24 protein-coding genes and 1 pseudogene are annotated in these 24,727 nt (G+C 72.5%); 16 read left to right on the top strand and 9 right to left on the bottom strand.

Annotated features, from left to right (window positions below; all coding sequences use genetic code 11):
- The first annotated feature begins 18 nt into the window (after positions 1–18).
- From N912_RS0108225 to N912_RS0108200, 6 genes are all read left to right on the top strand, one after another.
- The gene (locus N912_RS0108225) at positions 19–1,002 is read left to right on the top strand and encodes an NAD(P)-dependent oxidoreductase (protein WP_037063002.1); all 984 of its coding nucleotides are present in this window, start codon (positions 19–21) and stop codon (positions 1,000–1,002) included.
- On the top strand, positions 999–1,868 hold the full coding sequence (locus tag N912_RS0108220; protein WP_028922070.1) for a LysR family transcriptional regulator: 870 nt from the start codon (positions 999–1,001) through the stop codon (positions 1,866–1,868). Before N912_RS0108225 ends, N912_RS0108220 begins: the two co-directional genes overlap by 4 nt.
- Positions 1,865–3,139 (top strand): MFS transporter, encoded by a 1,275-nt coding sequence (locus N912_RS50285; RefSeq protein WP_064745173.1) that lies wholly within the window; start codon positions 1,865–1,867, stop codon positions 3,137–3,139. Before N912_RS0108220 ends, N912_RS50285 begins: the two co-directional genes overlap by 4 nt.
- Positions 3,140–3,247: 108 nt before the next feature.
- A complete protein-coding gene (locus N912_RS0108210) occupies positions 3,248–4,483 on the top strand; it encodes a M24 family metallopeptidase (RefSeq protein WP_028922069.1) in 1,236 nt (411 codons plus the stop codon).
- Between the two features lie 20 nt (positions 4,484–4,503).
- Positions 4,504–5,439, top strand: coding sequence for an NAD(P)-dependent oxidoreductase (locus N912_RS0108205; protein ID WP_028922068.1), 936 nt, complete (start codon positions 4,504–4,506; stop codon positions 5,437–5,439).
- Entirely contained in the window at positions 5,436–7,055 is a 1,620-nt protein-coding gene (locus N912_RS0108200; protein WP_028922067.1) for an amidohydrolase, read from the top strand. Before N912_RS0108205 ends, N912_RS0108200 begins: the two co-directional genes overlap by 4 nt.
- Positions 7,056–7,060: 5 nt before the next feature.
- Here N912_RS0108200 and N912_RS0108195 read toward each other — a convergent pair whose 3' ends face one another.
- Both N912_RS0108195 and N912_RS65635 read right to left on the bottom strand, forming a co-directional pair.
- Positions 7,061–7,747, bottom strand: a complete 687-nt coding sequence (locus N912_RS0108195; RefSeq protein ID WP_028922066.1) for a response regulator — start codon at positions 7,745–7,747, stop codon at positions 7,061–7,063.
- Between the two features lie 469 nt (positions 7,748–8,216).
- Positions 8,217–8,648 (bottom strand): annotated as a pseudogene (locus tag N912_RS65635) (histidine kinase); the annotation flags it as partial.
- Positions 8,649–9,113: 465 nt separating this feature from the next.
- Here N912_RS65635 and N912_RS0108185 point away from each other — a divergent pair.
- Both N912_RS0108185 and N912_RS0108180 read left to right on the top strand, forming a co-directional pair.
- Entirely contained in the window at positions 9,114–9,470 is a 357-nt protein-coding gene (locus N912_RS0108185) for a hypothetical protein (RefSeq protein ID WP_028922065.1), read from the top strand.
- Positions 9,467–10,765: a cytochrome P450 gene (locus tag N912_RS0108180; protein WP_028922064.1), complete on the top strand. Its 1,299-nt coding sequence runs from the start codon at positions 9,467–9,469 to the stop codon at positions 10,763–10,765. Before N912_RS0108185 ends, N912_RS0108180 begins: the two co-directional genes overlap by 4 nt.
- 5 nt (positions 10,766–10,770) lie before the next feature.
- Here N912_RS0108180 and N912_RS0108175 read toward each other — a convergent pair whose 3' ends face one another.
- Positions 10,771–11,799, bottom strand: a complete 1,029-nt coding sequence (locus N912_RS0108175) for a LacI family DNA-binding transcriptional regulator (RefSeq protein ID WP_028922063.1) — start codon at positions 11,797–11,799, stop codon at positions 10,771–10,773.
- Positions 11,800–11,950: 151 nt separating this feature from the next.
- On the opposite strand from N912_RS0108175, the gene N912_RS0108170 reads away from it, so the two are divergent.
- The 5 genes from N912_RS0108170 to N912_RS50275 are packed head-to-tail and all read left to right on the top strand — an operon-like array spanning position 11,951 to position 18,502.
- Positions 11,951–13,468, top strand: coding sequence for an ABC transporter substrate-binding protein (locus tag N912_RS0108170; protein WP_028922062.1), 1,518 nt, complete (start codon positions 11,951–11,953; stop codon positions 13,466–13,468).
- A gap of 4 nt (positions 13,469–13,472) precedes the next feature.
- Positions 13,473–14,417 carry an ABC transporter permease gene (locus N912_RS0108165; RefSeq protein WP_028922061.1) on the top strand — a complete coding sequence of 315 codons (945 nt, stop codon included), beginning with the start codon at positions 13,473–13,475 and terminating at the stop codon, positions 14,415–14,417.
- On the top strand, positions 14,414–16,321 hold the full coding sequence (locus N912_RS0108160; protein WP_051579821.1) for a dipeptide/oligopeptide/nickel ABC transporter permease/ATP-binding protein: 1,908 nt from the start codon (positions 14,414–14,416) through the stop codon (positions 16,319–16,321). The genes N912_RS0108165 and N912_RS0108160 overlap by 4 nt, the downstream gene beginning before the upstream one ends.
- The gene (locus N912_RS0108155; protein WP_028922059.1) at positions 16,314–17,174 is read left to right on the top strand and encodes an ATP-binding cassette domain-containing protein; all 861 of its coding nucleotides are present in this window, start codon (positions 16,314–16,316) and stop codon (positions 17,172–17,174) included. The genes N912_RS0108160 and N912_RS0108155 overlap by 8 nt, the downstream gene beginning before the upstream one ends.
- The gene (locus N912_RS50275; protein ID WP_051579820.1) at positions 17,171–18,502 is read left to right on the top strand and encodes an amidohydrolase family protein; all 1,332 of its coding nucleotides are present in this window, start codon (positions 17,171–17,173) and stop codon (positions 18,500–18,502) included. Before N912_RS0108155 ends, N912_RS50275 begins: the two co-directional genes overlap by 4 nt.
- On the opposite strand, the gene N912_RS0108145 is transcribed toward N912_RS50275, so the two are convergent.
- Positions 18,474–18,941: a DUF488 domain-containing protein gene (locus tag N912_RS0108145; RefSeq protein WP_037062999.1), complete on the bottom strand. Its 468-nt coding sequence runs from the start codon at positions 18,939–18,941 to the stop codon at positions 18,474–18,476. The genes N912_RS50275 and N912_RS0108145 overlap by 29 nt on opposite strands.
- Positions 18,941–19,342: a RidA family protein gene (locus tag N912_RS0108140; protein ID WP_028922057.1), complete on the bottom strand. Its 402-nt coding sequence runs from the start codon at positions 19,340–19,342 to the stop codon at positions 18,941–18,943. The genes N912_RS0108145 and N912_RS0108140 overlap by 1 nt, the downstream gene beginning before the upstream one ends.
- A 61-nt stretch (positions 19,343–19,403) precedes the next feature.
- Here N912_RS0108140 and N912_RS0108135 point away from each other — a divergent pair, with 61 nt between their 5' ends.
- Positions 19,404–20,396 (top strand): helix-turn-helix transcriptional regulator, encoded by a 993-nt coding sequence (locus tag N912_RS0108135; RefSeq protein ID WP_028922056.1) that lies wholly within the window; start codon positions 19,404–19,406, stop codon positions 20,394–20,396.
- Positions 20,397–20,606: 210 nt separating this feature from the next.
- Here N912_RS0108135 and N912_RS0108130 read toward each other — a convergent pair whose 3' ends face one another.
- Positions 20,607–21,218, bottom strand: coding sequence for an FMN-binding negative transcriptional regulator (locus tag N912_RS0108130; protein WP_028922055.1), 612 nt, complete (start codon positions 21,216–21,218; stop codon positions 20,607–20,609).
- A gap of 102 nt (positions 21,219–21,320) precedes the next feature.
- Here N912_RS0108130 and N912_RS0108125 point away from each other — a divergent pair, with 102 nt between their 5' ends.
- Positions 21,321–22,253: an arginase family protein gene (locus tag N912_RS0108125; RefSeq protein WP_064745172.1), complete on the top strand. Its 933-nt coding sequence runs from the start codon at positions 21,321–21,323 to the stop codon at positions 22,251–22,253.
- A 22-nt stretch (positions 22,254–22,275) separates the two neighbouring features.
- A complete protein-coding gene (locus N912_RS0108120) occupies positions 22,276–22,521 on the top strand; it encodes a hypothetical protein (protein WP_028922053.1) in 246 nt (81 codons plus the stop codon).
- A gap of 411 nt (positions 22,522–22,932) precedes the next feature.
- On the opposite strand, the gene N912_RS63315 is transcribed toward N912_RS0108120, so the two are convergent.
- From N912_RS63315 to N912_RS63310, 3 genes are all read right to left on the bottom strand, one after another.
- Entirely contained in the window at positions 22,933–23,103 is a 171-nt protein-coding gene (locus N912_RS63315; RefSeq protein ID WP_156993259.1) for a hypothetical protein, read from the bottom strand.
- 37 nt (positions 23,104–23,140) lie between these two features.
- Complete coding sequence (locus N912_RS0108105; RefSeq protein ID WP_028922051.1) at positions 23,141–23,431, bottom strand: hypothetical protein; 291 nt, start codon at positions 23,429–23,431, stop codon at positions 23,141–23,143.
- 101 nt (positions 23,432–23,532) lie between these two features.
- Positions 23,533–24,360: a DUF7019 family protein gene (locus N912_RS63310; protein WP_156993257.1), complete on the bottom strand. Its 828-nt coding sequence runs from the start codon at positions 24,358–24,360 to the stop codon at positions 23,533–23,535.
- Positions 24,361–24,727: the final 367 nt, after the last annotated feature.

Raw genomic sequence — 24,727 nt, 5'->3', positions numbered from 1 at the left:
ATGAGTTAGCGTCATCGTATGCGCGTTGTGGTGACGCACTGGGTGCATCCGGACGTGACGGCCAGGCTGGCCGAGTTCTGCCGTCCGGTGGGGCCGTCGCGCGAGCAGGGGGTGTGGTCGCGCGCCGAGGTGCTGGCCAGGGCGGGGGAGGCCGACGGCCTGGTGGCGTGCATGGCCGACCGGGTGGATGACGAGCTGCTGGCGGCGTGCCCACGGCTGCGGGTGGTCAGCGGGGTGTTCAAGGGGCACGACACGATCGACGTGGCGGCCTGCGTGCGGCGCGGGGTGCAGGCGACGGTGCTGGCCGAGCTGCTGACGGCGCCCACGGCGGAGCTGGTGGTGGGGCTGACGCTGGCGCTGCGGCGGCGGCTGGTGGAGGGCGACGCCTGGGTGCGGTCCGGCCGGCACACGGGGTGGCGGCCCCGGTTCTACGGCGGTGGGCTGGCGGGTGCGTGCGTCGGCATCATCGGGATGGGGCGGATCGGGCGGGCGGTGGCGTCCCGGCTTTCCGGTTTCGAGGCCGCTGTCGTGTACAGCGATCCGGTCCCGCTGCCCGAGGCCGAGGAGCGTCGGCTCGGCGCGCGGCGGGTGACGCTGCCCGAGCTGCTGGCCGGCAGCGACGTGGTGGTGCCGCTGGTGCCGTTGACGGAGCGGACCCGGCACCTGGTGGACGCCGAGGCGCTGGGGCGGATGCGGCCGGGGGCGTGCGTGGTCAACGCGTCGCGCGGCTCGGTCGTGGACGAGCACGCCGTCGCCGAGGCGCTGCACGGTGGCCGGCTGGGCGGGTACGCGGCGGACGTGTTCGCGTTCGAGGACACCGCGGCGTCGAACGGGATCCCGGCCGGCCTGCTGGAGCATCCCCGGACGGTGTTCACCCCGCACCTGGGTTCGGCGGTGGGCGAGGTGCGGCGTGAGATGGGGCTGGCCGCCGCCGAGCAGGTGCGCGACGCGCTGGCGGGCCGGCACCCCGACGGCGCGATTACCCCGAGGTGCCCGCGATGAACCTCAACCAGGTGGCGGCCTACGTCGCGGTGCTCGACACCGGCGGGTTCCGGGCGGCGGCGGCGCGGCTCGGCGTCACCCAGGGCGCGGTGTCGCAGCACATCCGGCGGCTGGAGGCCGAGCTGGGGACCGGCTTGATAGAACGATCGTCCACCCGGTGCGTTCCGGCGCCGGCGAGCGCGGCGTTCGAGCGGTACGCCCGCGCCCTGCTGGAGCTGTCCGAGCGGGCGGCTCGGCTGTTCAGCGATCCCGAGCTGGTCGTCGGCGCCGCCTCGAACATCGGCATCTACCTGCTGCAGCCGGCGATCAGCTCGATCGGCCGCGCGCACGCCGGGCGCTACCGGATCCGGCAGCGGATGGGCACCAACCGGGAGGTCCTCGACGAGCTGGACACCGGGGCCGTCGACGTCGCGCTCACCGAGTGGTGGGACCGGCGGCCCGGCTTCGAGGCCACGCCGTGGCGGGACGAACCCCTGGTCGTGATCGTCGGCCCGGACCATCCGTGGGCCGGCCGGGCCAGCGTGGGCGTCGACGAGCTGGCCGGCGAGACGCTGCTCGGCGGCGAACCGGCCAGCGGCACCGGGACCCTGCTGGCCCGCACGCTCGGCGCCGACGCCGCCCGGCTGCCCGCCGCGGTGAACCTGGGCAGCACCGCCGCGGTCAAGGCCGCCGTCCAGGCCGGCCTCGGGGTCTCCCTGGTGCTCGCCGCGGCCGCGGCCGCCGAGGTGACCGCCGGCCGGCTGCGCGCCCTCGCGCTGGACGGGCCACCGCTGCGCAAGACCCTGTGGATCAGCCACCGCCGCGCCCTGGTCGACGCCGACCCGGCCGCCGCCTTCAGCCAAGCCCTGCTCGCCATCGACCCATGACGTCCGGCCCCCGTACGCCCGCCCGCGCCGTGTCAGGACGGCGGGTGTTCTACGGGTGGTGGATGGTGGCCGGCCTCGCCGTCACCGAGCTGGTCTCGTGGGGCGTGCTCATCTACGCGTTCTCGGTGTTCGTGGTGCCCATGAGCGCCGAGCTGGGCTGGTCGACCGCCCAGCTCAACGGCGCGTACACCACGGGGGTGGCGGTCTCCGGCGTGGTCGCCGTCCCCGTCGGGCACTGGCTGGCGCGCCACGGCGCCCGGGGCGTCATGACCGCCGGCAGCCTGCTCGGGGTCGCCGCGTTGCTGACCTGGGCTCATGTGCATTCGCCGGTCACGTTCTATGCGGCGTTCGTGCTGGCCGGGCTGGCCATGGCGGCCACCCTCTACGAGCCGGCGTTCGCCGTCACCGCCGCCTGGTTCAGCCGGCACCGCGCCCGCGCCGTGCTGGTGCTGACCATCGCCGGCGGCCTGTCCAGCACCGTGTTCGTCCCGCTGACCGGCGTGCTCGTCGGCGCCTACGGCTGGCGCACCACGCTGGTGGTGCTGGCCGGGGTGCTGGGCCTGGTCACCGTCCCGCTGCACGCCGGGCTGCTGCGGCGCTGGCCCTCCGACATCGGCGCGCACCCCGACGGCCGGCCCGCCGACCCCGAGCCGCCGTCGCGGCCGGACACCACCGGCGGCGCGATCACCCGGCTGGCGTCGTTCCGGTGGTTCACCCTCGGCATCGTCAGCCACACCGCCGGCAAGCTCGCCGTGACCGTCATCCTGGTCGCCTACCTCGCCGGCCGCGGCTACTCGCTGCCCCAGGCCACCCTCGCCGCCGGCGCGGTCGGTGCCTTCCAGGTGCTCGGACGGCTGGCCTGCACGGCGTTGCAACCCTGGCTGCCCGCGCAGCGCACGGCGATCCTGCTGTTCGTCGCGCAGGCCCTGGCCCTGCCGGCGCCGCTGCTCACCACCGGCCACACCCCGGCGGCCACCGGCACCGTGATCACGCTGGTGGTGTTCTTCGGCCTCGGGTACGGGCTGCCCGACCTGCTGCGCGGCACGCTGCTGGTGGACTACTACGGGCCGCGCCACTACCCCCGCATCAACGGCACCCTCTCCCTCTTCGTGGTCGCCGCGCGCGCCGCCGGACCGCTGCTCGCCGGCCTCGCCGTCACGGTGCTCGGCGGCCACTCCGCCACCCTGGTGGCCGCCGCCGCGCTGACCGCCATCGGCGCCTACGCCCTGCACCGCGCCCACCGGGCGTTCACCACCGAAGCCACCGGGTAGCCGTACTGCAGTCGTTTGCACCAGGACCGTCCGCTATTGACAACCGTCGCGCCCTCGCGGCAGTCTGAGGGCGACAGCAATCGATTGCAATGCTGTTGAGGGGGCGAGATGGCGACCACCCCAGCTCCGGGCCACGCCGGTGTGGACTTCGAGTCGCGGGTCGACTTCGACAGGCTCCGGCGCTACCGACTCGCCCGCGCGCGGGAGGCGCTGGACGCCTCCGAGCTGGGCGCCCTGCTGGTGTTCGACGTCAACAACATCCGGTACCTGACCAGCACGATGATCGGGGAGTGGGCGCGCGACAAGGTCGCCAGGTACGCCCTGCTGACCCGCACCGGCGAGCCCGTGCTGTGGGACTTCGGCTCGGCGGCGGCTTACCACCGCCTGCACGCCCCGTGGCTGCGCGCCGAGAACATCCACGCCGGCATGCTGGGCCTGCGCGGCGGGATACCCCCGGACGCCGGCCTGGTCGCCCGCGCGGTCGCCGAGATCCGCTCGATCCTGGCCGAGCAGGGGGTGGCCGACCTTCCGATCGGCGTGGACATCGCCGAGACGCCCATGCTGCTCGAGCTGCAGCGGGTCGGGATGGACGTGCGGGACGCCCAGCAGGTCATGCTGGACGCGCGCCAGCGCAAGTCGGACGACGAGATCATGCTGCTCACCATGTCCGCCTCGATGGTCGACGGCGTGTACCAGCTGATCAGCGAGGCGCTGCGCCCCGGCATCCGGGAGAACGACATCGTCGCGCTGGCCAACAAGCGGCTCTACGAGCTCGGCTCGGACGACGTGGAGGCGATCAACGCGGTGTCCGGGGAGCGCTGCAACCCGCATCCGCACAACTTCTCCGACCGGCTGATCCGCCCCGGTGACCAGGCGTTCTTCGACATCATCCAGAGCTACAACGGCTACCGGACGTGCTACTATCGCACGTTCTCGGTGGGACGGGCCACCTCGGCCCAGCGGGACGCCTACACCCGGTGCCGGGAGTGGATCGACGCGGCGATCGAGCTGGTCAAGCCCGGTGTCGGCACCGACGACATCGCCAGGGTGTGGCCGCGCGCGCAGGACTTCGGATTCCCGGACGAGATGGCCGCGTTCGGGCTGCAGTTCGGCCACGGGCTCGGGCTGGGCCTGCACGAGCGGCCGATCATCAGCCGGCTGAACTCGCTGGACCATCCGAGGGAGATCGTCGAGGGGATGGTCTTCGCGCTGGAGACCTACTGCCCGGCCACCGACGGCATCTCGGCGGCGCGGATCGAGGAGGAGGTAGTGGTCACCGCCGAGGGCCCGCGGGTGATCACCCTGTTCCCCGCCGACGAGCTGTTCGTCGCGAACCCGTACTGACCGACCCGAGGACGTGATCAATGACCGACAGCGGTGGACCCAGCGTGGGCTGGGTGGGTACCGGCCGGATGGGCTTCCCGATGGCCGCGCGGCTGCTCGCGGCCGGCCACGACGTCGCGGTGTGGAACCGGACCCGGGCGAAGGCGGAGCCGCTGGCCGAGCGGGGCGCCGTGCTGGTGGACAGCGCCGCCGACCTGGCCGACCGTGACGTCGTGTTCACCATGGTGGCGTCCTCGTCCGACCTCGCCGACGTGGTGCTCGGCCCGGACGGCGTGCTCGCCGCGTCCGGTGTCGCGCCGAAGGTCCTGGTGGACGCCTCGACGGTCTCCGCGGAGGTGTCCGCGCGCGTCAGGGAGCAGGCCGCGAAGGCCGGCACCGGCATGCTGGCCGCCCCGGTCAGCGGGAACGGCGAGGTGGTCCGCGCCGGGCGGCTCGGCGTGGTCGTCTCCGGCCCGAGGGCGGCCTACGACCAGGCGCTGCCGCTGCTGCGCGCGCTGGGATCCCAGGTGACCTACGTCGGCGAGGGGGAGACGGCCCGGCTGGTGAAGCTGTGCCACAACGTGTTCCTCGGCGTCGTCGCCCAGTCGCTGAGCGAGGTGACGGTGCTCGCGGAGAAGGGCGGCGTGTCCCGGTCCGCGTTCCTGGAGTTCCTCAACGGCAGCGTGCTCGGCTCGACGTTCACCCGGTACAAGACGCCGGCGATGGTCAACCTGGACCTCACGCCGACCTTCACCCCGGTCCTGCTCCGCAAGGACTTCGACCTGGGCCTGGCGGCGGCGCGGGAGCTGGAGGTGCCGATGCCGGTGGCGTCGCTGACCCACCAGCTGATCCAGTCGGCGGTGGGGCGCGGGCACGTGGACGAGGACTTCGCGGTGCTGCTGGTCGAGCAGGCCCGCGCCGCCGGCCTGACCCTGGAGCCCGAGGACGTCGCGGTCACCGACGGGCTCGACCGATGAGGCCGGAAGCGGAGCTGCTGCTGGTCAACGCCAAGGTCACCACCCTGGCCGCCGACCCGGATGTCGCGCCCGAGGTGGACGCGCTGGCGATACGCGGCGGCCGCGTCCTGTTCGCCGGCGCCTCGGCCGACGCGCGCGAGCACGCCACCGCCAACACGACGGTCGTGGACGTCGGCGGCCGCCGCGTGGTCCCGGGCCTGATCGACTCCCACGTCCACTTCGTCCGCGCCGGACTGACCTGGAACGACGAGGTGCGCTGGGAGGACATCGCCGACCTGGCCACCGGGCTGGACCGGATCGCCCGCGCCGCCGCGCAACGCCCGCCCGGCACCTGGATCAGGGTGATCGGCGGTTGGCACCCTGGCCAGTGCGCGGAGCGGCGCGGCCCGACCCGCGACGAGCTGGACCGCGCCGCGCCGGGCCACCCGGTGTTCCTGCAGTGCGGCTACGCCTGGGGCATGCTCAACACCCGCGCGATGGCCGAGGTCGACCTGGCCCGCGCGGTCGCGGACGGGGAGAACCCGGCCAACGTCGACACCGACGGCGGCGTCCTGCGCGGCATGGCGGCGCTGCGCTGGCTGTACTGGCGGCTGCCGGTGCCGACCCTGGACGAGCAGGTCGACTCGACCGCCGCCGCGTCGGCCGAGATGAGCCGGCGCGGCCTGACCGGGCTGATCGACGGCGGCGGGTCGAACTCCGGTCCGGACGTCTACCGCGCCGTGTACGAGGCCTGGCGACAGAACCGGCTGACCGTCCGTACCCGCCTGACCGTCCACTCCAGCAAACCCGGCAGCGAGCCCGAGGAGCTGCCCGGCTACCTGCGCTTCCTCCCGCCCGGCCTCGGCGACGACATGCTGCGCGTGCTCGGCATGGGCGAGATCGTGCACTACGGCGTGCACGACGGCATCGAACGCGACCCTCGACCTTCCGACCGGACCCTGGCCGAGCTGGACCAGATCTTCCGGGACTGCCTGCGCGAGAACTGGCCGCTGCAGATTCACACCATCCGGCCGGACACCATCGAGCTGGTGCTCGGCAGGTGGGAGCGCCTGGACCCCGACCGGATCCGCCGCCTGCGCTGGAGCCTGGTGCACGGCGAGGGCCTGGACGCCGGCCAGGTGCGGCGGCTGCGGCGACTCGGCGCCGGCGTGCTCGCCCCGGCCATGCTCCGCTTTGAGGGCGAGGACATGACCGCGGCGTGGACCCGGGACCGGGCCGGTTTCCTGCCGCCGCTGCGCGAGCTGCTCGACGCGGGCGTGCCGGTGGGGGGTGGCACGGACGCCATGCGGGTCGCCTCCTACCTCCCGTTCACCGCGCTGCACTGGTACGTGACCGGCCGCACGGTCTCCGGGCGGCGGCTGTCCGACCACGGGAACCTGCTGACCCGCACCGAGGCGCTGCGCCTCTACACCGAGCGGGCCGCCTGGTTCAGCTTCGAGGAGGCCACCCGGGGGCGCCTGGAGCCGGGCATGCTGGCCGACCTCGTGGTGCTCGACCGCGACTACTTCACCGTGCCCGAGCCGGAGATCCCGCACCTGGGCTCGGACCTCACGCTCGTCGGCGGGAGGCCGACGTGGGCGTCGGACGCGTTCGCGGGCGCCGTCCCGGAAGGCTGACCGGCCTACCGGGAGGCGGGGTTCGGACCGGGTGTGACGACGCCGTGGTCGAAGGCGTAGACGATGGCGGCGGCGCGGTCGCGCAGGTCGAGCTTGGCGAAGATGCGGCCGACGTGACTCTTCACGGTCACCTCGGAGATGAACAGCGTCGCGGCGATCTCGGTGTTGGACAGGCCGTGGCCGATGGCTTCGAGGACATCGCGTTCCCGGGCGGTGAGCTGGTCGAGCCGGTGGTGCGCGGGGCTGGGTCGCGCGGCCTGTCGGTAGGTGGCCAGCACCCGGGCGGTGACGGTGGGGTCCAGCCAGCACTCGCCGGCGGCCACGGTGCGCACGGCGCGGATCAGGTCCTCGGCGGGGGAGTCCTTGAGCACGAACCCGGCCGCGCCGGCGCGCAGCGCCCCGGACAGCAGCTCGTCGTCGTCGAAGGTGGTGAGGGCGAGCACCGGTGGCCGGTCACCGGCGCGGCGCAGCCTGCGGGTGGCCTCGATGCCGTCCACCCGCTTCATGCGCAGGTCCATCACCACCACGTCGGCGTCGTTCGCGGCGAGCGCGGCGGGTACGTCGGCGCCGTCGGCGCATTCGTCGACGATCACGAACCCGGCCCGGCGGCGCAGGATGCGGCGCAGCCCGGAGCGGACCAGTTCCTGGTCGTCCACCAGCAGCACCCGGACCTCGGGCTCGGCGCCGGTCATCGCGGCACCGCCGGATCGGGCAGGCAGCGGCGGCGGCCGGGGGTTCCCGGTCGACGGGCACGGTGAGGTCCACGACCCACCCGCCGTCGGCCGGGCCGGCGGTGAGCAGCGCGTCGAGCTGGGTGGCGCGGTCCGCCATCCCGGCCAGTCCGGTGCCGGCGCCGTCGCTCGGCCGGACGGCGTGCCCGGCGGGCAGCGTGTTGCGCACGGTCAGCCGGATCGTGCCGTGCTCGACCGCGAGCCGGACACCGGCCCTGGCTCCCGGCGCGTGCTTGACGATGTTGGCCAGCGACTCCTGGGCGATCCGGTACAGCGCGAGCCCCCGGCCGGGCTCGACCGAGCCCAGGTCGCCGGCCCGCTGGTAGTCCACCCGGACCCCGGCGCCTCGGGTGCGTTCGACCAGGGTGTCGATCTGCTGTATGTCCGGCAGGGGTTGCGTGCTGGGCTGGTTGGTCGGCAGCAGGCCGACCGAGCGGCGGATGTCGGTCATCGCGCTGCGCCCGATCCGTTCGGCCTCGGTGAGCGCCTCGACGGCTTCGGCCACATCACCGTCCTGCTGCAGCGCATGCCGGGCGCCGGTGACGTGCAGCAGGGTGATGCTCAGCGAGTGGCCGACCACGTCGTGCACCTCGCGGGCGATGCGCTGCCGCTCGGCCACCACCGCCTGCTCCCGCTCGACGGCACGCGCCGCCCGCTCGGCGTCCAGCGCGCGGATCTGCCAGCGCAGGCTGACGCCCACCTGCAGGCCGAGCAGGACCCCGATCACGTACACCGGCGCGCCCTGCAGGTGTCCGGCGATCGCGGCGACGATCGCCACCGCGCAGCCCAGCGCGGTGACCGCCAACGCGAGGATCGGCCGGCAGGTGGCCGCCACCTCGGCGGCCGCCACGGTGAGCAGCATCGGCGCGACGTCGATGGTGGCCGGCTGGGTGAGCAGCACGGTGACCGCCGCGGTCATCAGCAGCGCCTCCAGCCAGGGCCACAGCAGCCGCCCGGTGAGCGCCCAGACCAGCAGCGGACCCAGTGCCAGCACCGCGGCCAGTACGAGCAGGGTGGGCGGCATGAGCCGGTGCTGCACCAGTGCCGCGACCGTGATCACCGTGCTGGCCAGGGTGGACCAGGCCGGGATCCACCACGGGTAGGGCGTGCCGTAGTGGGCGCAGCTCTGCTCGATCCGCGTCCGCAACCGGGTCGCCACCGCCAGCATCGCCTCATCGTAAGGACGAACGGACGCACCGGCGTCCGCCGACGGGCGGGCGGGCGCCTCCTACCGCGGTAGGAGCGCACATGCCGACCGCGGCGCGACGCGCGGCCAGGGCCGGTCGTCATAGCTTTGGCGCCCCAGGACACGGGACGGGGAGGACCGATGAGCTGGCGAGAGACCCACCTCTACTACGCCGCGCTGCGCGAGGTGGAACAGGAGCTGGACGGCGCGGTCGGCGGGGTGCTGCCCTGGCGTGCCGAGTACGCCGAGATCTTCGGTGACCGGCACGGGCTGCTGCTGGCCCTGTGGCGGCGCTGGGAGGTCATGGTGCAGGCGAAGGTCGAGCGACCCTACGACCCGGGCGGCCGCGCGACCGCGCCGCTGCGCGAGCTGGCCGCCGCCCATCCCGGCCTGGTGCGGGCGATCCGCGCCAACACCGAGGACCTGGACCCCGGCCTGACCGTGACCGATCCGGCCGGCGCTGCCCACGCCGAGCGGCGCGAGGCGGGTGTCGCGTGAGCACGGCCCGGTCGGCGACGGTGTGGGCGATCCGCTACGGGCTGCCGGGGCTGGTCATCCGGGCCGCCGCGCGCCGAGGCGACCTGATCTCGCGGCTGGTCGCGGACCCGGCGCTGCGCGCCCACCCGTACGCCGGCTACGACCAACTGCGCGCGCTCGGCGAGCTGGTGTCCAACCGGCTGGTCTCGGCCACCGCGACGCACCGCGTGGCCAACAGGATCCTGCGCGACGAGCTTTTCCTGGCCGACCCGGGGAGTGGGGGGAACGGGCTGCTGGACCGGGTGCTGACCGCCGCGATCGACCCGAAGGCGCTCGGACCGGTGGACCCACCGTCGCTGCTCACCCTCCACCCACCGGACCACACCAGGATCCGGGGGTTGGTCTCCCGCGCATTCACCCCGCGTGCGATCGCCGGGCTCACGCGGCGCATCCGCGAGGTCGCCGACGACCTGCTCGACCGCATCGAGGCGGGCCCGGGCACCTTCGACCTCGTCGAGACCTACGCCGCACCGCTCCCGGTGACGGTGATAGCGGAGATCCTGGGCGTACCCACGGCCATGCGCGCGGACTTCCTGCGCTGGGGCAACGAGGCGGCCGCGACGCTGGACCCCGACCTGCGCTGGCGGGAGTTCCGACGCGCCGACCGGGCGCTGCGCGCGGTCAACGGCTGGTCGGTCGAGCACCTCGCCTCGTTGCGGCGCGAACCCGGGGACAACCTGCTCAGCCGGCTGGTGCACCTGGACGACAACGGTGACCGGCTCACCGACGTCGAACTGCGCTCCACCGGTTTGCTGCTGCTCGGCGCCGGTTTCGAGACCACCGTGAACCTCATCGGCAACGGGGTCGCGCTCCTGCTGGAGCACCCCGACCAACTCGCCGCCCTGCGCGCCGACCCGTCCGGTTGGGCCAACGCGGTGGAAGAGGTGCTGCGCTACGACTCTCCCGTGCAGCTCACCCTGCGGGTGGCCGGCGAGGCCACCGAGGTCGCCGGCCGGTCCGTCCCCGCCGGGCGCGGCGTGGTGGTCCTGCTCGGCGGCGCGAACCGCGACCCCGAGGTGTTCACCGACCCGCACGTCTTCGACATCACCCGGGCCAACGCCCGCGACCACCTCGCGTTCTCCGCCGGCATCCACTACTGCCTCGGCGCCCAGCTCGCGCGGCTGGAAGCCACCATCGCGCTGCGGGCGCTGTTCGAGCGGTTCGACCTCCGGCTCACCGGCACCCCACACCGGCTCCGCACCAGGGTACTGCGCGGATACCGCCGACTGCCGCTGTCCAGGACACCCGGGGCGTGAGCTGATCAGCCTCGCGGCGGCGCTGTCGAGGCCCTGGGCACCAGGGTGACCGGCAACGTGATCACCTTGGCCGGCAGGTCCGGGTCGCCGAGGCGCTCCAGGAGCATCCGCGCCGCCTCGGCGCCGATCTGGTAGTGCGGGACCCGCACCGTGGTCAACGCCGGGGTCAGCCGGTCGATGAACGGCGTGTCGTTGAACCCGACCAGGCTCACATCGCCGGGGCAGCCCAGGCCGCGCTCGGCGAACACGTCCAGGCAGCCGAGCGCGATCATGTCGTTCGCCGCGACCACGGCGGTGGGGACGGCGGTCGCCGACAGCATCGCGCGCAGCGCACGGGCACCCTCCGCCTCGGTGAACCCGTCCGCCCGCGCCACCAGGGCGGGATCCGCCGCCAGCCCGGCGTCCTCCACGGCCTGCCGGTACGCCCGCAGCCTGGCCAGCCCGGTCGCGGTGTTCTGGGGGCCGGCGACGTGCCCGATCCGGGTGTGCCCCAGCTCCACCAGGTGCGCCACCGCCTGAGCGATGCCGCTCTGGTCGTCGCCGATCACGGCCGGGATGTCCGCCCGGTCCACCCGCCGGTTGACCAGCACGATCCGCACGCCCTCGCGGTGCGCCTCGGTCAGCAGCTCGTCCTCCCGGCGCGCGGTCGCCACCACGAAGCCATCCACCTGGCGGGCCCGCAGCGAGTCGAACAGCGTGCCCTGCCGCCGAGGGTCGTTGTCGGTGTTGGCGATCAGGGTGGTGTAGCCGGCCGCCGCGAGCACGTCCTCCACGCCGCGGACGATCGGCGGGAACAGCGGGTTGGTCAGGTCGGGGAGCAGCACGCCGACCGACATCGAGCGGGCCGTCTTCAGGCCTCGGGCGATGGCGTTGGGCTGGTAGCGCAGCTCACGGGCGGCCGCCTTGACCCTGCGGAGGGTGCTGGCCCGGACCAGCGAGCTGGTGGACGGGTTGAGCGCGCGGGACGCCGTGGTGATGTGCACGCCGGCGCGCTCGGCCACCTCCCGGAGCGTGGGGGAGTTCGAACCCGTCATGACGATGACCCCGACCCGAAGTAGAAAACGATTGCAATCCAGATGCTACCTGACGACAGATAGACGCCCGCCCTGTGGCCTTGTCGGCCCGGAACCGAGCCGATAAGCTCCGATGCCAACGTTTGCATTCCGCTGGAGCGAAGGGCTCGCGATGAGGCTCGCCCGAGGCCGCCTGGCCGTGATCGTCACCGCTTTCCTGGCCGTCACCGCGTGTTCGGGCTCGTCGGGAGAGCGCGGCGGGCAGGCGGCCGACGGACACGGCACGCTGCGGGTCGGCGTCGGGTTCACCCTGGACAGCTGGGAAACCCTGGACAAACCCAACACGACCTACATCTCGGCGGTGTTCCAGGGCCTGGTGGAGCTGGCGCCGGACGGGGTGGCGGTGCGGCCGAGGCTGGCCACCGAGTGGACGCAGGCGCCCGGCTCGCTGCGGTTCACCCTGCGGCCCGGGGTGGTGTTCCACGACGGCACCCCGTTCGACGCCGAGGCGGTGAAGGCGAACCTGGAGCGCGTCAGGAACACCCCGAGCGAGCTGCAGGCGCTGATGGAGCCGGTGTCGACGGTCGTCGTCGAGGACCCGCTGCACGTGCGGCTCGAGCTCAACCGCCCGGCGCCCTCCCTGGTGCCGCAGCTGGCCAGGCGGGGCGGGTACATGCTCAGCCCGAAGACGATCAAGGACGGCAACTACAAGGAACGACCGGCGGGCACCGGCCCGTACCGGTACAACGCCGAGCGGTCGGTGCGGGGATCGAAGGTCGTGCTCGACCTGTTCGACAGGTACTACGCCCCCGGCGAGGTCGGGCCGCACGGGCTGGTGCTGCTCTACATCGGCGACGACGACTCGATGTTCAACGCGCTGAGCACCGGGCAGGTCGACGTGGCCTCGCTGGCCACGTCCAGCCAGCGGCGCGCCGCCGGCGCCGGCCTGAAGACCCTGTGGTACCCGGCGCTGCGCTACCACTTCCTGTTCTTCGACAGGGCGCGCACGTTCGCCGACCCGGACGTCCGCAGGGCGGTGTGCCACGCGCTGGACCCCCAGGCGATCATCGCCGGCCAGTTCGACAACCTCGGTGAGGCCTACCCGCAGCGCTTCGACCGCGACGCGCCGGGCTACGACCCCGAGGTCCCCGGCTACCGGCACGACGTGGCCGCCGCCAAGGAGCTGCTGGCCCGGGCCGGCAACCCGCGCATCGCGATCAACTTCCCGGTCTTCACCGGCACCGCGAACCTCGGCGAGCTGGTGCGCAGCCAGCTCGGCGCGGTCGGCATCGACGTGCAGGTCGAGCGGATGTCCACCGCGCAGTACTTCACCAGCTACGACACCGGCAGGTACCCGGCCGCCTACAACACCAGCACGAACGAGGACCCGGGCCCGTACGACTACTACCGGTACCACCTCGCGCCGAACGCCCCGGACAACCCGTTCAAGGTGCCCAACCCCGAGCTGGACGGCCTGGCGCGGCGCGGGCTGGCCGAACCGGACCCGGCCAAGCAGAACGAGATCTGGCGACAGATGACCAAGGTCATCCACGACCAGGCCCTGGACTGCGGGTTCCTCAGCTACACGATCGTCTTCGGCTGGAACCCGAAGAAGGTGGACAACATCGTGCCGACCCGGTTCCAGCCCTCGGTGTTCCGGTACGCCGAGGCGAGGGCGCTGGGGAGATAGCGGGATGCGGCGCCTGATCGCGGTGCGGCTGCTGTCGACGGCGCCGCTGCTGGTGCTCGTCGCGGTGTTCGTGTTCGCCCTGGTCCACATCGTGCCGGTGGACCCGCTGCGCCAGCTCCTCGGGCAGGGTGCCACCGAGGAGCAGCGGGACGCGCTGGCCCGGCAGTTCGGCTACGACCAGCCGCTGGCCGTCCAGTTCGCCCGGTGGGGCGCCGACGTGCTGCGCGGCGACTTCGGCCGCTCGCTGTTCACCGACGAGCCGGTGCTCGGCTCGATCACCGAACGGCTGCCGATGACGTTGTCGCTGGTCGTGGGCGGGACGCTGATCGCGGTGCTGGTGGGGGTCCCGGTCGGCATCGTGGGTGCGGTGCGCGCCGGATCATGGGCCGACCGGGCGCTGTCCGGCCTGGTCGCGCTCGGCCTGGCGATCCCCGGGTTCTGGCTGGCCGTGCTGCTCGCGCTGGTGTTCGCGGTGCTGCTGCGGCTGTTCCCGGCGCTGGGCTACACGCCGCCGGAGGAGGACCCGGTGGCCTGGCTGCGCGGGCTGGTGCTGCCGTGCGCGGCGCTGGGCCTGTCCTCGGCCGCCGTGATCGCCCGCCAGATGCGAGGCTCGATGACCACGGCGCTGCGCGCGCCCTACACCCAGGCGTTGCGGGCGCGCGGGACCTCCCGCAACCGGATCGTGTACCGCTACGCGCTGCGCAACGCGATGGTGCCGGTGCTGACCACGATCGGCTGGGAGCTCGGCGTGATCATGGCGGTGAGCTTCGTGGTGGAGCGGGTGTTCGCCATCCCCGGCACCGGCACGCTGCTGATCGACGCGGTGGTCCGCAACGACATGCCGATCGTCCAGGGCGGGGTGCTGTTCTTCGCCTGCGCGGTGGTGCTGGTCAACCTCGCGGTGGACGTCGGCTACGGGCTGCTCGACCCGAAGGCGCGGCCGCAATGAGCGTCTCGGTGACCGACGCGGCCCCGGAGGAGGACGAGCGGGTGGCCAACTGGCGGCGGATCGGGCAGCGGGTCGCCCGCCAGCCGGTCACCCTCGCCGCGGTGGCGTACGTGCTGCTGCTCGCGGTGGCCGCCGCGGGCGCCGGCCTGCTCGCGCCCTACGACCCGAACGCCGTGGACGTGGCGAACAAGCTCGCCGGCCCGGGCGGCGCGCACTGGCTGGGCACCGACGAGCTGGGCCGCGACGAGCTGTCCCGCATGATCTACGGCACCCGGGTGGCGCTGCACGCCTCGTTCCAGTCGGTGCTGCCGGCGCTGGTGGTGGGCGTCGCGCTCGGGGTCATGGTGGGCTACCTCGGCGGCTGGTGGGACCGGGTGGCGATGCGGCTGGCCGACGTGGTCGGGTCGATCCCCGCGCTGCTGTTCGCGTTCGGGGTGATCGCGGTGCTCGGGCGCGGGCTGACCAACGCGATGATCGCGGTGTCGGTGGTGTTCGCCGTCAACTTCCTGCGGCTGTCCCGGGCGTTGGTGCTGGTGGAGCGCGAGCGGCTCTACGTGGACGCGGCGAGGGTGCTCGGGCTGGCCAGCCCCCGGATCATGTTCGGGGAGATCCTGCCGAACATCGCCGGGCCGATCGTGGTGCAGGTGTCGATCTTCCTGGGCGTCGGCCAGCTGTTCGAGGCGATGTTGAGCTTCCTGGGCCTGGGTGCGGGCTCGTCGGAGACCAGCTGGGGCCAGATGCTCGACCTGTCCCGGCAGTACGCCAGCCAGCAGCCGCTGCTCGCGGTCTTCCCGGGGCTCGCGATCACGCTCACCGTGCTGGCGTTCAACCTGATCGGCGACGGCCTGCGCACCGCCCTCGGCGGCCACCCGCCGGGCCGCCCGGCCTGGAGCGGCGCGCGCCGGGCGGTGGGTGCGGCGGCCGGCGCGGACGCGCTGTTGGCGGCGCGCGGGCTGGTGGTGACGGTGCCGGGCCCGAACGGTGGCGAGGTGCGGGTCGTCGACGACGTGTCGCTCACGATCGGCACCGGCGAGGTGTACGGGCTGGTCGGCGAGTCGGGGTCCGGCAAGTCCCTGACCGCGCTCGCCCTGCTCGACCTGGTGCCGCCGCCGGCCCGGCTCGCCGAGGGCTCGGTCGTGCTGGACGGGCGGGAGCTGCTCGGGCTCGATGAGGAGCGGCTGTCCAGGATCAGGGGCAACGAGGTGGCGATGGTCTTCCAGGACCCGATCGCGTCGCTGTCCCCGGTGCACACCGTCGGGCGGCAGATCGGCGAGGCGCTGCGCAGCCACCGAGGCATCACCGGCCGGGCGGCGCGCGAGCGGGCGGGCGAGCTGTTGGGCCTGGTCGGCGTGCCGGACGCGGCGCGGAGGCTGGACGACTACCCGCACCAGTTCTCCGGCGGCATGGCGCAGCGGGTGGCGATCGCGGCCGCGCTGGCCGGCGAGCCGAAGCTGCTCATCGCCGACGAGCCGACCACCGCGCTGGACGTCACCACCCAGACCCAGGTGCTGGACCTGCTGCTGGACCTGCGCGGCCGGTTCGGCATGTCCATCCTGCTGATCACCCACGACCTCGGCGTGGTGGCCGACGTGTGCGACCGGGTCTCGGTGATGTACGCCGGCCAGATCGTGGAGACCGCCGAGGTGACCGACCTGTTCCGCGCGCCCCGCCACCCCTACACCTCGGCGCTGCTCACCGCCCTGCCGACCGTGCACGGCTCCGGCGAGCGACTGCCGACCATCCCCGGCGCCGTCCCCGCACCGTGGGAGTGGCCGCCCGGCTGCCGCTTCCACCCCCGCTGCTCGCACGTGCTGGACGCCTGCCGGCAGGGCCCGGTGCCGCTGCGCTCCGACGTCCGCTGCGTGCGCGCCGGCGAGCTGACGCCGGGAGGCGGTCGTGGCTGAGCCGCTGCTGCGGGTGCGTGACCTGCGGGTGAGCTACCCGCTGGGCCGCGCCGGGGTGTCACTGCGCCGGACGCGGATGGACGCGGTGCGCGGGGTGTCCTTCGACATCCCGGTCGGGCGCACGTTCGGGCTGGTCGGCGAGTCCGGCTCGGGCAAGAGCAGCGTCGGGCGCGCGGTGCTGCGGCTGGTGCGCCCGGCCGGCGGCACGGTCGGCTTCGACGGCCGGTCGGTGACCGACTTCGGCCGGCGCACCCCGCGCTGGTACCGGGGCGCCGTGCAGGTGGTCTTCCAGGACCCGCTGACCTCGCTCAACCCCGGACAGCTGGTGTTCACCATCCTGGAGCGGGCGCTCGCGCAGGGCGCCGGTGTGGCCAGGGCGGACCGGCCGGCGGCGCTGCGCACCCTGCTCGACCAGGTCGGCCTGGCGACCCACCACGGCAACCGGCTGCCGAACGAGCTGTCCGGCGGGCAGCGGCAACGGGTGGCCATCGCGCGGGCGCTCGCGGTCCGGCCCCGGCTGGTGATCTGCGACGAACCGGTGAGCGCGCTGGACGTGTCCACCCAGAGCCAGGTCATCAACCTGCTGGTCGACCTGCAGCGCGAGCTGGGGCTGAGCTACCTGTTCATCGCGCACGACCTCAGCGTGGTCCGCCACATCAGCCACGAGGTCGGCGTGATGCACCGGGGCGTGCTGGTGGAGTCCGGCCCCGGCGAGCGGGTCTACACCGCGCCGTCGCACCCGTACACCCGCGCGCTGCTGGACGCCGCGCCACTGCCCGACCCGGTCCGGCAGCGACAGCGGCGCGCGCACCGCCGCGCGAACCATCCGGTCCTGACCAGAGGAGCCTCATGAGCCCCAGAACCACCCTGATCCGGCGCGGGTTCGTGCTGACCATGGACCCGGCCCTCGGCGACCTGCCGACGGGCGACGTCCTGGTGCGCGGCGGCCGGATCGAGCGGGTCGCCGAGCAGATCGACGAGCCGGCCGACGAGGTGATCGACGCGGCCGGGATGTTCGTCCTGCCCGGCCTGGTGGACACGCACATCCACCTGTGGCAGACCCCGCTGCGCGGGCTGGCCTCCGACCTCTGGAAGGGCGAGTACTTCACCGAGGTGCTGCCCCACCGCGAGCGCTACCGGCCCGAGGACATGTACGCCGGGGGCTACGTCGGCGGCCTGGAGCTGCTGTCCAACGGCACCACCACCGCGCTGGACTTCTGCCACGCGATCACCTCGCCGGCCCACGTCGACTCCGCGCTGGCCGGCCTGCGCGACGCGGGCCTGCGGGCCGTGTTCGGCTACAGCGTCAAGGAGAAGCCCGCCGGGGTGTTCGGCTCGCAGGCCGACCGGTTCGACGACGTGGCGCGCCGGCTGGAGGGGATGGGCGGGCGGCTGTCCATGATGGTCGCCCTGTCCGACCTGGAGACGGTGGACATCGGCACCTGCGTCCGGGAGGTGGCGTTCGCCAGGGAGAACGGCCTGCGAATGACCATCCACTCCAACTTCGAGCGGCAGATCACGGCCATGAACGAGGCGGGCGTGCTCGGCCCGGACGTGCTGCCGGTGCACGGCAACATGTTCAGCGACGACGAGGTGCTGATGCTGCGCGAGCACGGCATGACGCTGTCGTTCACGCCCTCGGTGGAGGTGTACGGGGCGCCGTGCACGGTGCTCGGCAGGGCGCTGCGCGCGGGCGTCCCGGTGACCTGGGGCTGCGACATCCCGTCGCTGGTCAACGCCGACCTGTTCGCGCAGCTGCGCCTGGTCGTGCACGTGCAGGGCTTCCTCGACGCGCAGCGCGAGCGGCGGCACGGCCGTTCCCCCGTCCGCAAGGCGGGCATCCCCTCGCTGACCCCCCGGGCGGCGCTGCACGCGGCCACCCTCGGCGGCGCCACCGCGCTCGGGCTCGGCGACGTGACCGGCAGCCTGACCCCCGGCAAGGAGGCGGACATCGTGCTGCTGCGGGCCGACCGGTTCGGCGCCTCGCTGTGCGACCCGGCCGCGCACATCGCGTTCCAGTCCGGCGCGCAGGACGTCGACACGGTGCTGGTCGGCGGCGAGGTCCGCAAGCAGGCCGGTCGCCTGGTCGGTGACCACGCCGCGCGGGTGGCCACGCTCGTCGAGCAGACCCGCCGGCACGTCCTGGACCGGGTCACAGCGGGCGCAGGTGCTCGATCGTGACCTGGTGCCGCTCGGCCAGCCGTTGGGCGACCAGCGAGCGGTGGCACGCCTCCGGGTCGCGCTCGACGCAGAACAGCGCCGCCGTCACGCCGCGCGCCGACACGATCGGCGTCAGGTCGGCGCGGTCGAGGATCTCGGTGGTGTAGCGGCGGGTGTACTCGGCGGCGAGCTCGCGGCGCGAGCGCTTGCCGACGCCGTGCCGGTCGTCCTCGGCGTACTGGAGCCGGCGCAGCTCGGTGGTCGGGGCGAGCTCGGGGTGGTGCTCGTAGCCGATCCCGGCCTCGGCGAGCGCCGCCTGCAGCCGCAGCGAGTTCGCCCAGGCGTACTCGGGCCCGCGCACGCCTCGGCGCTGGCGCACGTCGAGCAGCAGGCCGACGCCCGCGCGCCGCAGCCGTTCCAGGAAGGACTCGCCGTCGAACCCGTAGACGCCGATCGTCATCACGCGACGGCTGTCCCTTCCAGCTCGACCAGCTGGCCGGGGATCGCCAGCCGGGTCACCCCCAGCATCGTGGTGGTGGGCGCCACCCCGGCGGCGCCCAGCCGCGACGCCAGCACGCCGTAGTGCTGGAACAGCAGGTCCACGTCGGTGGTGTAGACATTGAGCCGGACGAGGTTCGCCAGCGACATGCCGGCCCCGCCGAGCACCGCCTCCAGGTTCTCGAGGCTCAGCCCCAACTGCGCCGCCATGTCACCGTCATGCAGGGGCCTGCCCTCGCCGCTCATCGCTGTCTGCCCGGAGCAGTACAAGGTCCGGGTGTGCCCGGAGACGATCTCGCCCTGGTTGAAACCCATCTCCACCGACCAGGCCACCGGGTTGACTGCCGTTCGTTCAACTGCCATGTCCACCAGCCTCCCGGCAATACATGACATCCACGGTCATGTATTTCGATAAGGTTCTCCCATGCGCGGTGACCGGCTGGTCTCGCTGGTGCTGCTGCTGCGCCAGCACGGTCGGTTGACGGCACCCAGGCTGGCCCGCGAGCTGGAGGTGTCCGTCCGCACCGTGCTGCGCGACATCGAGGCGCTGTCCTCGGCCGGCGTCCCGGTCTACGCCGAGCGCGGCCGCCACGGCGGGTTCGCGTTGCTGACCGGCTTCCAGACCGAGCTCACCGGGCTCAACCACGACGAGGCGCTCGCCCTGCTGGTCGCCGGGTCACGGCGCGGCGCACAGGTGTTCGGCCTGGGCTCGGCGCTCGCCTCGGCCATGCTCAAGGTGGTCGACGCGCTGCCCGAAAGCCACCGGGCCACCGCGAGCGACGCGGCCCAGCGGCTGCTCATCGACCCGGAGACCGACCTGCTCTCGCGCCGGCTGGCCGCCGGGGAGGAGGTGCCCGACACCGCCGTGACCGAGATCCGCCGCGCCGTGTTCGCCGGGCACAAGCTGCGCATCCACTACGCGGCCGTGGACCAGGAGCCGAGGTGGCGCACGGTGGACCCGATCGGCCTGGTCACCGTGCGCGGCCAGGGCTACCTGCTGGCCACGAGGTCGGGCGCGGACCGCACCTACCGGCTGTCCCGGGTGCTGGCCGCCGAGGAGCTCACCGAACCCGCCGAGCGACCGAGCCGGGTCGACCTGGGCCGGGCCTGGCAGGAGCGCGGCACGCGGTTTCGGGTCGGCGGCGACCAGGTGGCCGTGCTGGTGCGGGTGAACCCGGCGCGGCGGGACGAGCTGGTGAACACCGCGCTGGCCGTCCGCGCCGAAGAACCGGCCGAGGACGGCTGGTTACGGCTGGACGTGACGTTCCAGGACTCACGACACGCGCAATGGGCGCTGTGGCAGCTCGCCACGGACGCGGAAGCCCTGTCGCCGGAGTGGTTGCGCACGTCGCTGCGCGACCGTGCCGCCGCGATCGCCACCCGCTACGGCGGGTTCGTGGGGTGTCGCCCGAGCTGACTCGGGGAAGATGGGACTCGGGCGACACCCGCTGACGAACCACTGGAGAGTGCCGGCCCCCAGGCCGGGCCAGCGAGGAGAACCCTACACGAAGATGATCACCATGTGTCACCTTGCGACACGATTTCGCGCCGGACGCACCGAAAGTGTGAACTTGTCGGCGACCTGACGCCCTGCGGCGGCTACCTGGTGTAAGAGCCGGCCCCCCGGTCAGGGACGGTAGCGCTCGACGGCGGCCGCGCCCGCCTCGTCTCCCGAGCGGCGGAGTCCGTCGATCACCCCGTCGATGTCGGCGGCCGGCCGGTTCTGGCTGAGCTTGAACTTCGCCTCGATGCGGCCGATGGCCACCTCCACGCCCACGATGGCCCGCAGCTGCCCCTGGACGAACCGCTCCGGGGCGTCGTCGACCGACCACGGCCGCGGCCTGCCGGCCTCGTGGCGCTCGGTGAGGCGACGCACCACGTCCGCGACCCAGTCCGGGTCGTCGTGCACGGTGAGGCGGCCGTACACGTGCGCGGTCAGGTAGTTCCAGGTGGGGACGACGCGCCCGTGCTCGGCCTTCGAGGCGTACCAGGACGGCGTGATGTACGCGTCGGGCCCGCGCACGATCACCAGCGCGTCACCGATCACCGGGCGGCGCCAGTGCTCGTTGTTGCGCGCCACATGCCCCCGCAGGGTGCCCTCCTCCCGGTCGTAGAGGAACGGCAGCATCGTGGCGACCAGGCCGTCGGCGGTGGCCGTCACCAGGTCGGCGGCGCCGTGGCCGGCCAACAGCTCGTGGACCGCGTCGTCGTCGGGGGCGAAGTGCGCGGGTACGTACATCGGGAGGGTCCTCACGGTAGCTAGCGACTGCCCCCATCCTGCGTCACCCGGGTGGCGTCCGGAGAAGGTCCATTCTGGATCCAGCCCGGAAGGCCGGTTCCGATGACCGCTTCAGCCTCCCCTCGGCGGCCGCGCCCGCGCCTGGACGTCGTGGGCAACCCGAACAGCGCCGGCAGCTACGCCGCCGGCCAGGACCTGGCGCCGGCCGCCCTGCGCGTGCACGGTCTGCTCGACGCGCTCGCCAACGCCGGCCGGGAGGTGACCGACCTCGGCGACCTGGAGCACCTGGCGTGGCGACCGGACCCCCGCTCTGCGCGCGCGCATAACCTGGACGCCGTCGTCCAGAACCTCGTCACGCTCCGCGACCGTCTCCTGCCGTCGCTGCGCGCCGGGCACGACGTGCTCGTCCTGGGCGGCAACTGCACGGTCGCATTGAGCGCCGTCGCCGCGCTGCGCGCGGTCATCGCCGGCCCGGCGTCCCTGCTGTACCTCGATCGTCACTTCGACGTGAACACCCCCGAGAGCACCACCGACGGCTCGCTGGACTGGATGGGGGTCGCACACGGGCTCAACCTGCCGGGCTCACTGGGCGAGCTTGCGGGGGCCTTCGGCCAGGTGCCGTTGCTGCGGCCGGCGGACGTCGTGTTCCTCGGCGTGCAGCGCGACGCCGCGACGGAGTGGGAACGTCAGCAGGCCGACCGGCTCCCGCTCCACTACGTCGGTTCGGACGCCCTGGCAGCGGATCCGGGGTCCGCCGCGGCCGAGGCGCTGGGCCACCTCCCGGAGGCGGCGCCGTACGTGCTGCATCTCGACGTGGACTCCCTGGACTTCACCGACATGCCGTTGGCCGAGAGCACCGACGGCCGCAACAGCGGACCGTCCCTGGAACGGCTCGCCGCCACGCTCACGGCCACCGCACGCGACCCACGCCGCAAGGTGATGTCCGTCGGCGAGCTCAACCCGACCCGCTGTGCCGGGGCGCCGGAGGTGATACCCCGGTTCTGCCGCGCGCTCGCCGACGCCCTGGCGGCCTGAGCCGGCTCAGCGATGGCACCAGATGGAACCACAGCTCGTCGTGTCGGTGCGTGGGTTCATGCTGCACCGTACGAGCCGCTCGCCGACCCAGGAGGACCCCGTGCACACCACTTCGAACACCGGCGAGACGTCCCCAGAGATCGTGCGCGCCGCCAGGGCCGAGCGTTATCGCAGCATTGTGGATGTCCACCTCGTCCTGGTACGGGACGGCCCGCTGCTGCTGAGCCGCCGGGCGGGCACCGGCTACGCCGGTATCTGGATCGCGTGAACGGAATCTTGCCTCTGACCTGCAACGACGCGTCCTTACAGTGTGCGTGACGCTACTAGCTTGCGAGCTTGGGAGCAACACAGGGCGACTCGTTGCGGGTCGCTTTCCCCGTTGCCCGGCACGTCTGTCCTCGATCATCGGGGGTGGCTCAGCGAAGGTTTCCCAGGCTAAGGCTCGGTTGCCTTGCGGCCGAGCTCGGAGATGGAGAAGGGGGCAGGACGTCCTGGGCGTGCCTGCGTAGGCGGTCGGACAGGGAGACCATGGCCTGGTCGTAGCCTCGGGAGAATTCGGTGCCGCCGCCGGTGTGGCTGGGGATGAGCTTGTCGGCTTCGACGAGCAGGACGCGGGAGAACATCGCGCGGTTGTAGACGTCGTAGAGGCGGTAGCCGCGTCGGCCCTCGATCTGGGTGATCAGCTCGGTGATGCTGTGCTCGTGGGGTTGAGGCGTTGTCGTTTGCGGATGATGTCCTCGAGCGGTGGGATCAGGGTGTCGATCTCTTCGGCGATGCGGGCGAACACCTCGGGGTCGATGTTGGGTAGGTGTTTGCCCGCGACGCGCTGGATCCGCTCGCGCCGCTCCACCTTCTGCTCAGCAAGATCGGGATCGGACGGGGGTGGGTCAGTCCAGCACTCGGATAGTGCGGGGGATGGGCGGGAACCCCAGTTGTTTGATGAGGTCTTCGTTGGAGGTGATGAAGCCGTGTTGGTGGGCGCGGGAGGCGAGTTGGGAGCTGGCCGCGTGCAGCCCGGCCCGGACCCCGGCGGCGTGTTCTCCTTCCGCCGGTCTGTCGGCCTGGGCGCGTAGCTGGTCGGACAGGCCGAGCAACTCCCTCCTCATGATCAGTGGCCCGACCACGAAGTACTCGCCATCGAGAGCGCGCAGGGACCTGCCGACACCCTCGACTGACAAGTTCGCCGCCTGGACTACGTCCGAGACGTCGGATACGAGTCCCTCCTCGTCCTGCCTCGCCTAGCGATCCAAACATTCATGCTCGCAGATAGCCGACGTCGTCAGTCGATCACCGCAACGAACAGTGGTGTTGCGAGCGTTGCCGTCTTGGGGATCGCCTGCGAATGGATCTGTTCGGTTCGAGTCCGCAGGCACTTGGCAAGGAACTCGCACTCCCCCACCAGAACCGGCGGCGAGACGTCGAACGCTCGCTTGTTGACAAGGTAGAGGTCTCTGATCCAGTTGGGCATAACGCTAGCTTTGGAACGCAACAGTTGCGCGATCCCGGTCACCACCGACCATTCGTCGTGCGGGTAGCACTGACGGCCAATTGTCGAGGCCGGTAATCCCAGGTCGGTCGCGAACTGGCCCAGCACGTTGAGCAGTTCTACCCGAGCCGACGCCCAGCGCACCTGGGTGGGCAACTCCATATCCGGATAACCACGGCGGCCGGCCATGTGATGCGCAGAACCACCCATCAACAGATCTGATCTTTCTGATGCCTCGGCAGGCGCGAACAGTACCGGCCCGCTGACCGGCTCACCGGTGCTACCAGGCGGAGCCCCCGTCAAAACAGGGTGACGCTGAATCTCACGACTCGCACCGGGCCAATCCCGCAAAGTCAACATCGTTGCGATCAGATTCGTCCGGCCATAGATCCATACATCTGGATCATCGATCGTGCCCACCGGCTCATGCGCGTAGATCCAATCCTCGACGGCGCTGAGCTTGTCATGAATCGACAACGCCTTAGCGCCGTCGGTCTTACGACTGACCTTGATCACTTTGAGATCGACGCCGATCTCGCCACCTGCTGAACGCGACGAGCGATCAATCTGTGGGTAGAGCATCTCGACCTTGGAGGACGACAAGTACTCGTAATACCTCATCGATATCTCCCCCCAACGCGGCCACAGAAGTTGTCAGATCGCAACCGGACGCGACTTTACAGTGAGGCCGTTCAGCTCTTCGCCCAGGATCCACCAAATGAAGAGAACGTTCCCGTCCGAGACCGTCTTGCTGCCCGACCACCCTCGTTGAGCCGCGCATCACGGCCGGGGTCGCGTAGGTTGACCGCAGCGGACCGGCGGCGACGACACGGCCACGTCGAAGTCGAGCCGGTCGGGCTGCTGACGAAGCACGTCCCGACCACCGCTCACTCTCCACCGCCTGCACCCCGCCTTCGCAACGGCCCTACGCGATCTTATCCGTGCCCATCGCCCTCTGGCGATCCGGTAACACCAGTCTGAGCAAGAT

The sequence above is a fragment of the Actinospineispora acaciae DSM 45401 genome (assembly GCF_000620785.1).
In the GTDB taxonomy this organism is placed as follows: domain Bacteria; phylum Actinomycetota; class Actinomycetes; order Mycobacteriales; family Pseudonocardiaceae; genus Pseudonocardia; species Pseudonocardia acaciae.
Note: the sequence above shows the minus strand (reverse complement) of the source record. Positions and strands in the feature narration are given on the sequence as shown.